Origin of the sequence: Novosphingobium malaysiense (assembly GCF_000802225.1) — a bacterium.
Lineage (GTDB): Bacteria > Pseudomonadota > Alphaproteobacteria > Sphingomonadales > Sphingomonadaceae > Novosphingobium > Novosphingobium malaysiense.
Genome location: NZ_JTDI01000002.1, coordinates 469474 through 483596, shown reverse-complemented (window position 1 = coordinate 483596; position 14123 = coordinate 469474). Strand labels below are relative to the sequence as shown.

Genomic DNA, 14123 nt, shown 5'->3' with positions numbered 1-14123 from the left:
TCCCGCCCGACGGGACCGGGACTCCCGGCGCGGCGAGCGACGTCAGTCGACGAGGATTTCCCGGTCCGCGGCCCACTGCGCCATCGTCTCGCGCAGGTTGTGCGGCGGCGATGCCAGCCAACCGTCCATGGCCGCACCGATTTCGCCCAGATCGACCCGGCTGACGATTTCCTTGATCGGACCGACCGACGCCGGCGTGATCGACAGGCGGCGCACGCCCAGCCCCAGCAGCGCCAGTGCCTCCAATCGTCGGCCGCCCATTTCACCGCACACGCTGATGTCGATGTCGAACCTGTCGAGACTGCGCACCACGCGCCGGATGAAGCGTAGAATGGCGGGGCTCAGCCAGTCGTAGCGCTCGGCCAGCTTCGGATTGGAGCGGTCGGCGGCGAACAGGAACTGCGTGAGATCGTTGGTGCCGATCGACAGGAACGAGATCTTGGGGGCGAGCAGGTCGAGTTGCTCGGCCATCGCCGGCACTTCCAGCATGACGCCGTAGCGGATCGCCTCGGGCAGGATCTTCTTCTGCTGCTTGAGATAGGCCAGCTGGCCGTCGAACACGGCCTTGGCGGCATCGAATTCCCACGGCTCTGCGACCATCGGGAACATCACGTTGAGCGTTCGGCCCGAAGCTGCTTCGAGCAGTGCGCGGGCCTGGGCCTTGAGCAGGCCGTCGCGTTCGAGCGCGACGCGCAGGGCGCGCCAGCCCATCGCCGGGTTCTCCTCGCCCTCGCCGTCGTCATGGCGCAGGTAAGGCAGGGTCTTGTCACCGCCGATATCGACGGTGCGGAACACGACCGGCTTGTCTCCGGCGGCATCCATGACATCGCGGTAGAGCCTGGTCTGCCGCTCGCGCTGGGGCAGCGTGGCGGAAACCAGGAACTGGAATTCGGTGCGAAACAGACCGATGCCGTCGGCGCCGGTCAGGCTGAGGTTCGCGATATCGTCGCGCAGCCCCGCGTTGATCTTCACGTACACCCGCTGTCCGTCGCGCGACATCGGCTTGACGTCCCGCAATGCGGCGTAGACGGCCTGGCGTTCGCGGTTCCTGGCAAAGCGCGTTTCGAACGCCTCGATCGCCCCGGGCGAGGGCCGCACCGTCGCCGTTGCCTGTTCGGCATCGAGCAGCAGCTGGTCGCCCTCGCGCACCACCGCGCGAAGCCCGCGCACGCGGCCGAGCACCGGAACGCCCATGGCGCGCGCGACGATCACGACGTGGCTGGTGAGCGATCCTTCCTCGAGGATCACGCCCTTGAGGCGCCGGCGGTCGTATTCGAGCAGTTCCGCCGGCCCCAGGTTGCGCGCGATCAGAATGGCGTCGTTGCGCAGGCCCATCGTCGCTGCCGTTCCGAGCTGGCCCGAAACGATCCGCAGCAGACGGTTCGCCAGGTCCTCCAGGTCGTGCATGCGATCCGCCAGCAGCGGGTCGTCGATCTGCCGCATGCGCATGCGGGTGCGCTGCTGCACGCGCTCGATCGCGGCTTCCGCGGTCAGGCCGGAATCGATGGCTTCGTTGATGCGCCGGGTCCAGCCTTCGTCGTAGGCGAACATGCGATAGGTCTCGAGTACTTCCTCATGCTCGCCGCCCACGCCGAATTCGGCCTGCCCGGCCATGCGGTCGATCTGCTCGCGCATCTTGTCGAAGGCGAGGATCACCCGCTGGCGCTCGGCCTCCGTGTCCTCGGCCACGACGTGCTCGATGGTGACGCGCGGCTGGTGGAACACCGCCTGCCCGACAGCGAGGCCCTTCACCAGCGTGAGGCCGTGCAGCTGTTCCGGGCCGGTCTGCGCCGCGCCCAGCGAGAAGGCATATTCCTCGTCGATGAGATCGGCGTTGACGATGAGCTCCGAGAGCACCATCGCCACCGTCTGCAACGCCTCGATCTCGACTTCCTCGTAGCGACGCGGATCGACATGCTGGACGCAGAGCACGCCGACGGCGCGTTCGCGGCGCACGATCGGGACGCCGGCGAACGAGTGGAACTTTTCTTCGCCCGTTTCCGGACGGTAGGAGAAGTCAGGGTGGGCGGCCGCCTCCGCGAGGTTGAGGGTCTCGATCTGCTCGGCAATCGTGCCGACGAGACCCTCCCCCACCGCCATGCGGGTGACGTGCACAGCTTCCTGCGCCAGGCCGCGCGTCGCGAACAGTTCCAGCATCCCCTCGCGCAGGAGGTAGATCGAGCAGACCTCGCTATCGAGGCACTCGCCGATCACTTCCACCACGGTATTGAGCTTGGCCTGCGCATGGCTGCGCGACGCCATCACCTCGTGGAGGCGCGTGAGGATGTTTCTGGCTGCTTCTACGGCTCCGCTGGTCATGCCGTTGCAAGTAACCCAAAGAGCGTTCTTTGGGAACGCAGGGGAACCGACAAAATCAGCGGGTTCCGACGATATCGCTCAATTGATCGAAAGATCCGCGGTTAAAATCGCTGAATCTCTTCCTTGATCCTGAGCTTTCGCTTCTTGAGGGCCTGGATCACCACAGCATCAGGCATCGGGCGGCTCATTTCCGCGTGGAGCTGCCGTTCGATACCGGCATGCTTGAGCTGCAAGGCGCTGACGTGCGAACTATCCATGGATGGTTCCTCCTCTTTAGGCCGAACCTGTCATCATGACCCGGTGCCGAGGGGCCCGGATTGGCGACTCGGCTTTTCGTGGTCCGGCGCGAAATGATGGAAGCACATTCAGTCGACCTTGCGAAGAGAGGCAATGCTTCATATCGGTGAAATGCATGAATCCTGCGTTCGGCAGGAAAGCCCCAGCGAATTGCCGTTCGCGCCCCTTCGGCGCGTCCGCGCGCGATCAGACGAGGAATTTCGGCCGTGACCGAAGAGGAAATGCGCAAGCGCCTCGAAATCCTGAAAATCGAGCATCGCGATCTCGATGCCGCGATCGACGCGCTGCTGGCGGCGGGCGCCGGCGACCAGATGCAGGTCGCCCGGCTCAAGAAGCGCAAGCTCAAGCTCAAGGACCAGATCACCCAGATCGAGGACTACCTGATTCCCGACATCATCGCCTGATCGCAGCGCTTTGCGCCCGCCGGGTGTCGGCCGTCATCGGCTCGTTTTGTGTGCACCAGGAAACGTTCCGAACAGGGACAATGTGCAACTTTGCCCGCAATTTTTACCATGACGTGGTTGCCGGCGAGTCGCGGTTGGGAAATACCAAAGGGGCATGACCGAGCCTGCAACCATAAATCCGCGCATCATCGAGGCGCTCTATTGCGAGGCCCTTGTCCTTTCCGACGAGGTCCGCGCCGCCTTCACGCTATCGGGACGCCTCGAAAGGGGCAGCGAGGACGAGGACCTTGCGCGAGTGGCGCTGTCGAGCGAAGGCCTGCGCACGACGACGCGGATGATGCACGCCGTGGCCTGGCTGCTCAATCACCGGGCCTACTTCATGGGCGAGATCAACCACTACCAGCTGCATCGCCACAGCCGGCTCTCGCCCGACCTGCGCGAATCGGAACCGCGACACCTGGCCTTGCTGGAGCCGCAGGTAGCCGATCTCGTCGACACCACCCGCAACTTCTACGAACGTCTGCTGCGGCTCGACCAGAGCTGGCGGCAGGGCGAAGAGCGGCAGCCCAGTGTCATCCACCGCCTGTGCGAACGGATCGAGCGCCGGCTGGCAAGCTGAACCGGTTCGCCGCCTGCCGCGGTGGGCCGCTCACAGGGATGCCAGCGCCCTCGCCCAGTCCCCGACGCGCGCCGCGCGAACCTCGGCCGGCATCGCCGGCGAGAACGTCTCGCGCTTGCCGCCCATTGCAAGGGCAGCCTCTTCCAGCGAAGAGAACAGGCCCGCCCCCAGCGCCGCGAGCATTCCCGCGCCCAGCGCCGTCGTCTCGATGAAGGCTGGCCGCTCCACGGGCAGCGCCAGCACGTCGGCAAGATCCTGCGCCATCCAGTCGTTGGCGCTCATCCCGCCGTCGATCCGCAGCGCCGTCCACCGGGCGCCATCGGCGGCAAAGGCCTCCGCCAGGTCGCGCGTCTGCATCGCCATCGCTTCCAGGGCCGCCCGGGCCAGATGTGCCCGGGTGGTGGCGAACGTGCACCCGGTGATCGCCGCCCGCGCATCGGCGCGCCAGTGCGGCGCCCCGAGGCCCGAGAGCGCCGGCACGATGACCACGCCCCCGCTGTCCGGCACCGAGCGGGCGAGGTCTTCGGTCTCGGCCGCGGCGTCGATCAGCCCCAGGTTGTCGCGAAGCCACTGCACCAGGCTGCCGGCGACGAAGACGGATCCTTCCAGCGCATAGGCCCGCTCGCCGCCCAGCTGCCACAGCACGGTCGCCAGCAACCGGTGCGCCGAGGACGGGACGTCGCTGCCCATGTTGGCCAGGACGAAGGCGCCGGTGCCATAGGTCGCCTTGGTCTCGCCGCGGGCAAGACAGGCCTGCCCCACGGTCGCGGCCTGCTGGTCTCCTGCCATCCCGGTCACCGGGATCGAAGCCCCCAGCCAGTCGGGTAGCGCCGTGCCGATCTGCCCGGCGCAATCGCAAATCTCCGGCAGGGCCGTACGCGGTACGCCGAACAGGTCGCACAGCCCTTCATCCCAGCCGCTGGCCGCAAGCCCCATCAGGCTGGTACGCGAGGCGTTGCTGGCATCGCTGCGGTGTGCGCCGCCAGTGAACTTGTAGAGCAGCCAGGATTCCACCGTCCCCAGCGCCAGCCGCCCCGCTTCGCCGGCGGCCTGCACTTCGGGGACGTTATCCAGCAGCCAGCCCATCTTCGTCGCGGAGAAATAGGGGTCGAGGATCAGCCCGGTGGCGGCCTGCACCGCGCTTTCGTGCCCGGCCTCGCGCAGCGCTTCGCAGGCAGATGCGGTGCGGCGGTCCTGCCAGACGATCGCGCGGGTGAGCGGTTTGCCGCTCGCCCTGTCCCAGGCAACGACGGTCTCGCGCTGGTTGGCAATGCCGATCGCGGCGATCCGGTCCACACCGCCCGCCTGGGTCACCGCCTGGCGGGCGCAGGCCAGCACCCCCTGCCAGATTTCCTCGGCATCGTGTTCCACCCGGCCCGGGCGCGGGTAGTGCTGCGTCAGCGGCCGCTGGGCGATCGCCTGCACGGTTCCGTCGAGCGCGAAGACCATCGCCCGGTTGGACGTCGTGCCCGCATCGATGACGAGGATCGCGCCGCCTTCCGTCACGCCTTTACCAGGCATCCCTTCCTCCACCTTGTCGTTCCGTGCGTGTCGAGCGAAGTGGTGACAGCACGACCAGGCACCTCTTAACCTCGTGCTTCGCATGGGTCGACACGGGGAACGCCAACGCCCATATCGCCTTCCATGAACGCAACCCGCGACATCGAGAAGCCCTATGCCGTGGCCGAGCAGATCGGCCCGCTGGTGCGCCGCGTGCTGGCGCGCAACCCCTCCCCCTTCACCTTTACCGGCACCCAGACCTACATCGTCGGCGAAGGGCGGGATGTCGCGGTGATCGATCCCGGCCCCGACGAGGCCGAACATCTCGATGCCCTGGTCGAGGCCATCGGCGATGCCCGGGTCGTCGCGATCTGCTGCACGCACACGCACCGCGATCACTCGCCTGCCGCCGCGCCGCTTGCCGCGCGTACCGGAGCGCCCATCGCCGGCTGCGCGCCGCTCATCCTCGACGACGACGGCCCGCGTGCCGATGCCTCGTTCGACCCCACCTATCGCCCCGACCGCATCCTCGCGGACGGCGAGGCGCTGACCGGCGACGGCTGGACGCTGACGGCCATCGCCACCCCCGGCCATACCTCGAACCACTTGTGTTTCGCGCTGGAGGAAACCGGCGCGCTGTTCACCGGCGATCACGTTATGGGCTGGTCGACAAGCGTTGTCTCGCCCCCGGACGGCGACATGACCGCCTACCTCGCCAGCCTCCAGAAACTCCACGAGCGCACGCAGGATAGCGTCTATTACCCGGCCCACGGCCCCGCCGTGACGAGGCCGCGCCAGCTGGTGCGCGGGATGATCGGCCATCGCCGCCAGCGCGAAAAGCAGATCCAGCGCCAGATCGAGGCCGGCCGGACGCGAATCGCCGACATGGTGCCGCACATGTACAAGGGCGTGGACGAAAGGCTGTGGCCGGCAGCCGGTCGGTCCGTCCTCGCCCACCTCATCGACTTGGAAAAACGCGGAATTACAACAAGAAGAGAAGACGAGTGGATGTTACTGGCCCGGTCGTAACTATTTAACTTCAAGTATTTCCTATTTTCCAGAAAGGTCTATTCTCCCCGCGCAGAAAATAGAGTGGGGAAAAACAATGGCCACTGCAGCAAATGTCAGCGCGGCTCGCCTTTCGTTCTGGGCCCGGATGGCCATCGGCATGTCCCTCTTCATCGTCTTCGGCTTCGCGCAGTTCGGCCTGCGCGGCATGGTCGACTATCGGCACGCGCCCGTGGTCATGCACCTGCACGGCATCGCGATGCTGGCGTGGCTGTCGCTGCTGACCACCCAGGCCGTACTTGCCGGACGCGGGGGCCTGGCGTTGCACCGGAGGCTCGGCTGGGCCAGCGCGGTGATGCTGCCGCTGATCGTCATCCTCGCCAGCGTCACATCGGTCGCCGCGCTGCGAGCGGGTATATACCCCCCGTTTTTCACGGCGCCATATTTCCTCGCCCTGGTGCACGTAGGCGTGGTCCTGTTCGCAGCCCTCGTCGCCACGGCGGTCGCCCGGCGCGGACAGATGGACTGGCACAAGCGCCTGATGGTCGGCTCGACGATCCTGCTGCTGGAACCAGCGCTCGGACGCATCCTGCCGATGCCCTTCATCATGCCGTGGGGCGAATGGCTGGTGATGATCATCCAGCTCGGCGTCCTCGCGCTGATCCTGCTTCACGACCGCAAGGACCTGGGCCACGTCCATCCGGCGACCATTGCCGTGGGCCTCGCGGTCATCCTCGGGCACGTGCTGGTGGAGCTGCTCGCGATCACCCCGGCGTGGATCGCCTTCACGGCGCGCGTGATCGCCGCCTGACCTGCAATTTTCCCCTTGGGTCCTGCGCTGCCCGTCCCTAGATAGGCGGCACTTCCGGCGCGCGAGACCGGAAGCGCAGGACAAGAGGAAGATCATGACCGTAATGCCCGCCGACCTTTCCGGCATCGACGTACGCGCCGAGATCGAGCGGCTGCGCAAGGAACGCAACGCGGTCATCCTCGCGCACTACTACCAGAAGCCGGAAATCCAGGATCTCGCGGACTTCGTCGGCGACAGCCTCGAACTCAGCCGCAAGGCGGCGGAGACCGACGCCGAAGTCATTGCCTTCTGCGGCGTGAAGTTCATGGCCGATACCGCCAAGATCCTCAGCCCGGAAAAGATCGTGGTGTTGCCCGATCTCGACGCCGGCTGCAGTCTCGAGGATTCCTGTCCGCCCGAGAAGTTCAAGGCTTTCCGCGAGGCGCACCCCGATCACATCGCCCTCACCTACATCAACTGCTCGACAGAGGTTAAGGCGCTGTCCGACGTGATCGTCACCAGCTCCAGCGCCGAGACGATCCTGCAGCAGATCCCCAAGGACCAGCCGATCATCTTCGGACCCGACCGGCACCTGGGCGGCTACCTCTCGCGCAAGTTCAATCGGCCGATGCTGCTGTGGCCCGGCGTGTGCATCGTCCACGAGGCGTTCAGCGAAACCGAACTGCTCAAGCTCAAGGCCAAGCACCCGGGCGCGCCCATCGCCGCGCACCCCGAGTGCCCGCCGACCATCGTCGATCACGCGGATTATGTCGGTTCGACCAGCGGCATCCTGAAATACGCCAACGAGATGGAAGGCGACACGCTGATCGTCGCCACCGAGCCGCACATCATCCACCAGATGGAACGCGCACTGCCGAACAAGACCTTCATCGGCGCGCCGGGTGCGGACGGCAACTGCAACTGCAACATCTGCCCCTACATGGCGCTCAACACGCTCGAAAAGCTGTACCTTGCCCTGCGCGACCTGGAACCGCGCATCGAGATCGACGAAGACCTGCGCCTCGCCGCCAAGAAGAGCCTCGACAAGATGCTCGAAATGGCGGGCGGCACCGTGGGCAAGGGAGATCTGGGGGCGCGGTGATCGCGCCTCAGGCTTCGCGCCACTCTCCCGGCCCGATCCCGTCGAGCGACCAGTCGCCGACCCGCCAGCGGACCAGCCGCAGCGTGGGGTGGCCGACCGCCGCGGTCATGCGGCGGACCTGGCGGTTGCGGCCTTCGCGGATGGTGAGTTCGATCCAGCAGTCGGGCACCGACTTGCGGAAACGCACCGGCGGGGTGCGCGGCCACAGGTCGGGGGTGTCGATACGGCGCACCTCTGCGGGGCGGGTCATGCCGTCCTTGAGCCGGACGCCCTTGCGCAGGGATTCCAGCGCCGCCTCATCGGGCTCGCCTTCCACTTGCGCCAGATAGGTCTTGGCCGTCTTGAACTTGGGGTCGGCAATGCGCGCCTGCAGGCGGCCGTCGTCGGTAAGCAAGAGCAGCCCCTCGCTGTCGCGGTCGAGCCGCCCGGCGGGATAGACGCCAGGCACATCGATGAAGTCCGAAAGCGTCGCGCGCGGGCTGGGCGACTTCGCATCGGTGAACTGCGACAACACCTCGTAGGGCTTATTGAAGAGGATCAGGCGCGACATGGCGCTTGCCTAGTTGTTTTGGAGCGCCACCGAAAGGCTGCCTGAACCAATGGGGGGCTGAAGCGAGGCTGGTCGCTCGCCCCGGTTGGCTACCCGGTCCCGGCCGGATACTAATTTGCCTTGGCGGTGATGGCGTAGACGACCCCATCCGGGTCCTGCCGAAAGCCAATCAACTGATAGCCGGCAGCCCCCTTGGTGCGTTCGAACTCGGTTTTCCAGGCGGCGATCTGATCGGCATCGGGCCGGTGCCCGACACGCAATTCCTCGACGCTGCTCTTGGCGGCAGGGGGAAGAGGGTCCGGGGGAGCCTGCAGCAAGACGGCGCTGACGGACGCTTTCGAGATGGGGGACAGAAACTCGCATCCGTGACGGGTATCCTCTTTCCAGACCACCCGTGCTTCGGCGTTTTCCGCATTGGGAAGCTCGAAATTGATGATTTCCCCGACCGTCAACGGGGTCGCACTCTCGATCATGAGGCCAGTCTCCGACAGGTTGTGGACGCGCGCCTCCGACCAGGATTCCGAGGAGGAGATCGATACATCCACCCGCAGCTTGCGACGCACACGTCCACGGCCGTCCTGCGACAGCGGCGTAAACGAAATCTGTGCTCGCAACGGTCCCACGCACCTCACCTTTTGGGTACGAAATCCACTCAAAGGGAGTAACTTTCCCAAGAACGGCACATCGCACATTCAATAATCCAGCGCCTAACTGCTTGGCGCTGAACGTTTGTTGCAATCTTTACGAATTTTTTGCCTCGTCCAGAAGCATTCATCCGAAGTTATTCTATAAAAATGCCGCCCGGAATGTCATTTGCAATTCAGGATGATTCCGGTCCCCCCCCCATGCCATGAGCTGTGGCCCAATTTGCCGCTTGCGTCCGGCTGTGGACGTGCAGCTTTCGAAAAATTGCGTGAAGGTGCACTTTCACCGTCGACTCGCGCATGTCGAGCGCGCTGGCAATGACCTTGTTCGGATTGCCGTGAACCAGGTGACTGAGCACCTCTTTCTGGCGGGGTGAAAGGTCGGCCATCGTAGCATCGCGTTCCGGCCGAAGATTTGGCCGTGTTCTGCGTGGCTTGGTAGCGGCCAGTTTATTTCCCAGACCTGAAGGCAGGAAATTTTCGCCTTGGACGATGAGCCGCAGGGCGGCGACCAGGGCGGACGGCTCGAGCGTTCGGAGAAGGTAGCCGTCGGCGGCCCGATTGAAGCACTCGGCCATGGAGCCCGGTGCAAACTCGCCCGAAAGAACGACGACACGGGCAGAGGAGACCCGCTGTCGCAGGGCCGTTACCGCTTCCAGCTGACTGTCGCCAGCAGGCAGGTCGACAAGGACGATGATATCGTTCGGCAAGCCGGAATTTTCGATTTCGCAAAGACTTGCATACTTGCCAGCTACGCCGAAACCCTCGGCCTCAAGGGCACGAGCCAAGCCGGCCCTGAATATGTCATCGGCGCTAAACAGCCAAAAATCGGTGATCATGGTCATGCTCCAATTCCAGAGGCCAGGATTTCGAGCGATCACCGGGAACGGGCACGCTCAAGCCTGATTTCCGTTAGCTAGTAACTTCCAGCTGGCGCGACTCCTGATGACCCATATTATGCTGCAGTTGCACATTGGGGGCAATGCGCGTGAGAATTATGATTAACGCCGATCAGCCCGAATTGACATTCGCCATAGCCCCTTGAAGTTACCGGCCATTCCCGCCTACCCCCGAGGGCCTGTGGATAACTTTGTGGGTAAGAGTGTGAAAAAGAATCGTCGAACCTTGCCCTAGGGGCGGTCGCCGAGCCTCGCCATGACGAGGGCGCTCGCCAGCAGGACCATGCCGACCACGTCCAGCGGAGTAAGCACTTCGCCGAAGGCCAGCCAGCCGACGGTCGAGGATACCGCGGGCTGGGTCAGCAGCGCCAGTCCGATCACCAGCGGCGGGAAGTGGCGCAGCGAATAAATCAGCAGCCCCTGCCCGACGAGCTGGCTGGAAAAGGCCAGCGCGACGAGCGACGTCCAGTCGCCAGGCATGATCGCCTCGCCGCGCAGCAGGGAGATACCCAGCATCACCGGCGCGCTGGCGAAGATCGAAACCGAGAGCACCGAGAACTGCCCCAGCCGCGCCCGCGCCGCGTTGAGCATCAGGATGTAGAAGGCATAGAAGAACCCGGCGAGCGCGCAGAACAGGTCGCCGATCAGGTTCGCCCGGCTGATTTCCAACGATCCGCCCATCAGCAGCGAGGCGCCGCCCAATGCGGAAACGATGGCGGTGATCTCCAGCCAGCGCGGCGCGCGCCGCGCGGCGATCAGGCCCCACACCATCAGGATCACGCTGCCGCTGTTCCCGAACAGCGAGGCATTGCCGAGCTTGGTCGTCTCGATGCCGACATGCCAGCTTGCCAGGTCGAGCGCGAAGAACACCCCGCCGCCCAGCACCAGTGCCAGCGCCATGCCGCGAACATGGCGCTGGCCCACCGGCTCGCGCGCGGAGAGCACCAGCAGCACCGGCAGGGCGAGGCTCAGCCGCCAGAACCCGGCCGCCACCGGCCCGGTATCGGCCAGCCGCACCAGCCACGGCCCCAGCGCGAGCGCAAAGTTCGCCGCCAGCAGCGCCGCGAGGTGGCGCGCGGTCCAGTCGTGGCCGGGTCTGTCGGGTAAAGCGGGGGCGGCAGCCATCGCGGTCCCCTAGGGCCTCGCCCGGCCACCCGCAACACGCTTATGCGACGGCGAAAATCGCGCTAGGGAACATTTGGAGGTTTCGCGTTCTAGCGACGGGGGAGGTTCCGCAATGCTCGCCAACTTGCGTTCCAACTGGCTCTCGATCCGGGCCAGCTACTGGTTCTACCCCGCGCTCTTCGCGCTGGGCGGGCTGGTTCTGGCCCTTGTGCTCATCCATCTCGACCGCATCGGGGCGGCGCAGTGGCTGAGCCGCTCGCACTGGGTCGTACCCGCGCAGCCCGATGGCGCGACCAACATCCTCACGGTCCTGTCGGGCTCGATGATCGGGGTGGCCTCCACGGTCTTTTCGATCACGATCGCCGCGGTCGCCTATGCCAGCGGGAACTACGGCCCGCGGCTGCTGACCAATTTCATGGAGGACAAGGGCAACCAGTTCAGCCTGGCAATGTTCATCGGCACCTTCGTCTATGCCATCACCGTGCTGCGCGCGGTGCGCGGGGGCGACGAGGCGCCGGCAGCAATCCCCTTCGCCGTCGCCTCGGGCGGCGGGTTCGTGCCGCAGCTGGCCCTGCTGGTGGCCTTCGTGCTGATGATCGCCTCGGTCGGCGTGCTCGTCTATTTCCTCCACCACATCCCGGCCAGCATCCGCATCAACACCGTGCTCGAGAACATCGGCGCCCGGCTGCTGCGCGAGATCGAGCACCGCTTTCCCGAGGAAGGCGAGACCGACCCACCGGTACGCGCCGTGGCGCGCGGCGACTATGTGCGCGCGCACCGCACCGGCTATGTCCGGCTGATCGAGATGGGCGCCCTGGTGGAGTGCGCCCGCAAGAACGACGTCTCGCTCTCACTGGAAGTCCGCCCCGGGGATTTCGTCTACCCCGGCATCGCCATCGCCCGCACCGATGCCACGCCCCTGCCCGACGACGTCGCCGATTCGGTGCGCGAGAGCTTTGCCTTCGGCTCCTCGCGCACGCCGGAGATGGACCTCGAGTTCTCGATCGACGAACTGGTCGAGATCGCCCTGCGCGCGCTTTCGCCCGGCATCAACGACGCCTTCACCGCGATCACCGCGACCCACTGGCTGGGCGCGGCGACGGCAGAGCTCGGCCGGCGCAATCTCGACGTCGAGAAGTGGAACCCCATCGGCGCCGCCTGCCCGGTGGCCACGCCGGTTAACGACTTCGATCATTTCCTCCAGCGCGGTTTCGCGGCGGTGCGCAGCGGGCTGGCGACGAACCGCCTGGCCGCGCTGGTGGCGCTGGAATCGCTGGCGGTGGCGGCCGGGCAAGTGCGCGGCAGCCACCGCCGCGCGCTGCTGGAGCGCGAAGTGGACCTGCTGGTCGAGCAGGCCGAGGAGCACCTCACCGGCCCGGACATCGCCGACGTGCGCCAGCGCCACGCCGCGATCCGGGCCGGGTGGGCCTAGCCATGCCCTGCGGAAAGTAGCCCGCTCGTCCTGAGCGGTTCACGCTTCGGCCGCCTCCTCCCCGCGCGTCTTCCACAAGGACCAGCCGACGCCGCCCGCGATCAGCGCCAGGGTTACGGCCAGGCTGATCAGCGGCGGGAACTTGGCTCCCCCCAGCGCGAAGTCGGCGATCAGGATCTTGCCGCCGATGAACACCAGCACCAGCGCCAGCGCATACTTCAGGTAGTGGAAGCGGTGCACCATCGCCGCCAGCGCGAAGTAGAGCGCGCGCAGGCCGAGGATCGCCATGATGTTCGAGGTGTAGACGATGAAGGTGTCGGTGGTGATCGAGAAGATCGCCGGCACCGAGTCCACCGCGAAGACGAGGTCGGCAAGGTTGATCACCACCAGCGCCAGGAACAGCGGCGTCGCGGCCCAGACGAGTTGGCCCTTGCCATTGCGCTCGCGCACGAAGAAGTGCTGGCCATGGTGCTGCTTGGTCACCCGCATGTGGCGCGAGATCCAGCGGATCGCCGGGTTGTTGCCGATGTCGGGATCGTGATCGCTCGTCATCAGCATCTTCACCCCGGTGAAGATCAGGAAGGCGGCGAAAATGTACATCACCCAATAGGCCTGCGCGACGAGCGCCGCGCCGCCCGCGATCATCAGGCCGCGCAGCACGATCACCGCGAGTATGCCCCACAACAGCGCGCGATACTGGTATTTCGGGGCGATCGCGAAATAGCCGAAGATCATCGAGATGACGAAAACGTTGTCGATCGAGAGCGCCTTCTCGATGAAGTAGCCGGTGAAATACTCGATGCCCGGCCCGCTGCCTTTCGCCCACCAGATCCAGCCGCCGAACAGCATGGCGATGGCGATGTAGAAGACGGACAGCCTGAGCGATTCGGAAATGCCCATTTCCCGGTCGTCCTTGTGGAGGACGCCGAGGTCGAAGGCGGTGAGAAGCAGGACGAGGCCGGCAAAGGCCAGCCAGAACCAGGCCGGGGTTCCCAGCCAGTCCAGAAACAGAAAATCCATTCAGGTGTAACTCGCGATGGAAAAACGGGTTGCGCCGACGCACCCATGGGGAGGGCGCGCCGGCGCGTGGGTTACAGGCCCGTTGCGCTGGCGGTCGGGGGGGATAACAGCCGCGCCAGCCTGCCCCTGAGGTGTGATTTCCGCTCTCTGAGCCTTGCGATCTCGATCGGATCGACAAAGCGCCTCGCCCTGGCGGTTGCGAGCAAGGCATCGAGCTTCTGATAACGCTCGAGCAATTGGAACATACGTTCGGTCATCTTCATTCCCTGTCGAACAAGTTGGGTTCGATCGGGAGGAACCGACGCAGGACACCGGCGAGCCGGAGTTTCGGGGGGATCCTTGGATAGCGCCACCGGATCCTGCATCGGTCAACCCGATGCGGTCCGACATCACGCGCCACAGATACTGCCGGGA

15 protein-coding genes are annotated in these 14123 nt (G+C 65.6%); 6 read left to right on the top strand and 9 right to left on the bottom strand.

The window, feature by feature from the left end:
- Positions 1 to 42: 42 nt before the first annotated feature.
- Complete coding sequence (ptsP, locus tag LK12_RS07235) at positions 43 to 2319, bottom strand: phosphoenolpyruvate--protein phosphotransferase (protein WP_039281101.1); 2277 nt, start codon at positions 2317 to 2319, stop codon at positions 43 to 45.
- Between the two features lie 101 nt (positions 2320 to 2420).
- Positions 2421 to 2576 (bottom strand): YdcH family protein, encoded by a 156-nt coding sequence (locus LK12_RS24150; protein ID WP_082010399.1) that lies wholly within the window; start codon positions 2574 to 2576, stop codon positions 2421 to 2423.
- A 246-nt stretch (positions 2577 to 2822) separates the two neighbouring features.
- Here LK12_RS24150 and LK12_RS07230 point away from each other — a divergent pair, with 246 nt between their 5' ends.
- Positions 2823 to 3020, top strand: coding sequence for a DUF465 domain-containing protein (locus LK12_RS07230; RefSeq protein ID WP_039281099.1), 198 nt, complete (start codon positions 2823 to 2825; stop codon positions 3018 to 3020).
- A gap of 154 nt (positions 3021 to 3174) precedes the next feature.
- Positions 3175 to 3639 (top strand): DUF1465 family protein, encoded by a 465-nt coding sequence (locus tag LK12_RS07225; protein WP_039281097.1) that lies wholly within the window; start codon positions 3175 to 3177, stop codon positions 3637 to 3639.
- Positions 3640 to 3669: 30 nt separating this feature from the next.
- On the opposite strand, the gene glpK is transcribed toward LK12_RS07225, so the two are convergent.
- Complete coding sequence (glpK, locus tag LK12_RS07220; RefSeq protein ID WP_039281096.1) at positions 3670 to 5160, bottom strand: glycerol kinase GlpK; 1491 nt, start codon at positions 5158 to 5160, stop codon at positions 3670 to 3672.
- A 123-nt stretch (positions 5161 to 5283) separates the two neighbouring features.
- Between glpK and LK12_RS07215 the strand changes: the two genes are divergently transcribed.
- From LK12_RS07215 to nadA, 3 genes are all read left to right on the top strand, one after another.
- A complete protein-coding gene (locus tag LK12_RS07215; protein ID WP_039281094.1) occupies positions 5284 to 6168 on the top strand; it encodes an MBL fold metallo-hydrolase in 885 nt (294 codons plus the stop codon).
- 76 nt (positions 6169 to 6244) lie between these two features.
- A complete protein-coding gene (locus LK12_RS07210) occupies positions 6245 to 6958 on the top strand; it encodes a hypothetical protein (protein WP_039281092.1) in 714 nt (237 codons plus the stop codon).
- Positions 6959 to 7052: 94 nt separating this feature from the next.
- Positions 7053 to 8039: a quinolinate synthase NadA gene (gene nadA, locus LK12_RS07205; protein WP_039281089.1), complete on the top strand. Its 987-nt coding sequence runs from the start codon at positions 7053 to 7055 to the stop codon at positions 8037 to 8039.
- A 7-nt stretch (positions 8040 to 8046) separates the two neighbouring features.
- Here the strand turns inward: nadA and LK12_RS07200 are convergent, their stop codons facing one another.
- The 4 genes from LK12_RS07200 to LK12_RS07185 all read right to left on the bottom strand — a co-directional run bounded on the left by LK12_RS07200 (position 8047) and on the right by LK12_RS07185 (position 11257).
- The gene (locus LK12_RS07200; RefSeq protein ID WP_039281087.1) at positions 8047 to 8589 is read right to left on the bottom strand and encodes a pseudouridine synthase; all 543 of its coding nucleotides are present in this window, start codon (positions 8587 to 8589) and stop codon (positions 8047 to 8049) included.
- A gap of 110 nt (positions 8590 to 8699) precedes the next feature.
- The gene (locus tag LK12_RS23755) at positions 8700 to 9281 is read right to left on the bottom strand and encodes a PilZ domain-containing protein (protein ID WP_082010398.1); all 582 of its coding nucleotides are present in this window, start codon (positions 9279 to 9281) and stop codon (positions 8700 to 8702) included.
- Between the two features lie 128 nt (positions 9282 to 9409).
- Positions 9410 to 10078, bottom strand: coding sequence for a LuxR C-terminal-related transcriptional regulator (locus LK12_RS07190; RefSeq protein ID WP_039281085.1), 669 nt, complete (start codon positions 10076 to 10078; stop codon positions 9410 to 9412).
- 285 nt (positions 10079 to 10363) lie between these two features.
- Positions 10364 to 11257, bottom strand: a complete 894-nt coding sequence (locus LK12_RS07185; RefSeq protein ID WP_039281084.1) for a DMT family transporter — start codon at positions 11255 to 11257, stop codon at positions 10364 to 10366.
- Positions 11258 to 11369: 112 nt separating this feature from the next.
- Here LK12_RS07185 and LK12_RS07180 point away from each other — a divergent pair, with 112 nt between their 5' ends.
- Positions 11370 to 12689, top strand: a complete 1320-nt coding sequence (locus tag LK12_RS07180; RefSeq protein ID WP_039281082.1) for a DUF2254 domain-containing protein — start codon at positions 11370 to 11372, stop codon at positions 12687 to 12689.
- Between the two features lie 39 nt (positions 12690 to 12728).
- Here the strand turns inward: LK12_RS07180 and LK12_RS07175 are convergent, their stop codons facing one another.
- Both LK12_RS07175 and LK12_RS07170 read right to left on the bottom strand, forming a co-directional pair.
- Positions 12729 to 13709, bottom strand: coding sequence for a TerC family protein (locus LK12_RS07175; RefSeq protein WP_039281080.1), 981 nt, complete (start codon positions 13707 to 13709; stop codon positions 12729 to 12731).
- A gap of 71 nt (positions 13710 to 13780) precedes the next feature.
- Complete coding sequence (locus tag LK12_RS07170) at positions 13781 to 13966, bottom strand: DUF465 domain-containing protein (protein WP_039281077.1); 186 nt, start codon at positions 13964 to 13966, stop codon at positions 13781 to 13783.
- Positions 13967 to 14123 lie beyond the last annotated feature (157 nt).

Coding starts and splice junctions, on each gene's coding strand:
- LK12_RS07215 (WP_039281094.1), top strand. CDS start 5,284: ATGAACGCAACCCGCGACATCGAGAAGCCCTATGCCGTGGCCGAGCAG.
- LK12_RS07225 (WP_039281097.1), top strand. CDS start 3,175: ATGACCGAGCCTGCAACCATAAATCCGCGCATCATCGAGGCGCTCTAT.
- LK12_RS07210 (WP_039281092.1), top strand. CDS start 6,245: ATGGCCACTGCAGCAAATGTCAGCGCGGCTCGCCTTTCGTTCTGGGCC.
- LK12_RS07175 (WP_039281080.1), bottom strand. CDS start 13,709: ATGGATTTTCTGTTTCTGGACTGGCTGGGAACCCCGGCCTGGTTCTGG.
- LK12_RS07180 (WP_039281082.1), top strand. CDS start 11,370: ATGCTCGCCAACTTGCGTTCCAACTGGCTCTCGATCCGGGCCAGCTAC.
- ptsP (WP_039281101.1), bottom strand. CDS start 2,319: ATGACCAGCGGAGCCGTAGAAGCAGCCAGAAACATCCTCACGCGCCTC.
- LK12_RS07190 (WP_039281085.1), bottom strand. CDS start 10,078: ATGACCATGATCACCGATTTTTGGCTGTTTAGCGCCGATGACATATTC.
- LK12_RS07170 (WP_039281077.1), bottom strand. CDS start 13,966: ATGACCGAACGTATGTTCCAATTGCTCGAGCGTTATCAGAAGCTCGAT.
- nadA (WP_039281089.1), top strand. CDS start 7,053: ATGACCGTAATGCCCGCCGACCTTTCCGGCATCGACGTACGCGCCGAG.
- glpK (WP_039281096.1), bottom strand. CDS start 5,160: ATGCCTGGTAAAGGCGTGACGGAAGGCGGCGCGATCCTCGTCATCGAT.
- LK12_RS24150 (WP_082010399.1), bottom strand. CDS start 2,576: ATGGATAGTTCGCACGTCAGCGCCTTGCAGCTCAAGCATGCCGGTATC.
- LK12_RS07185 (WP_039281084.1), bottom strand. CDS start 11,257: ATGGCTGCCGCCCCCGCTTTACCCGACAGACCCGGCCACGACTGGACC.
- LK12_RS23755 (WP_082010398.1), bottom strand. CDS start 9,281: ATGTGCGATGTGCCGTTCTTGGGAAAGTTACTCCCTTTGAGTGGATTT.
- LK12_RS07200 (WP_039281087.1), bottom strand. CDS start 8,589: ATGTCGCGCCTGATCCTCTTCAATAAGCCCTACGAGGTGTTGTCGCAG.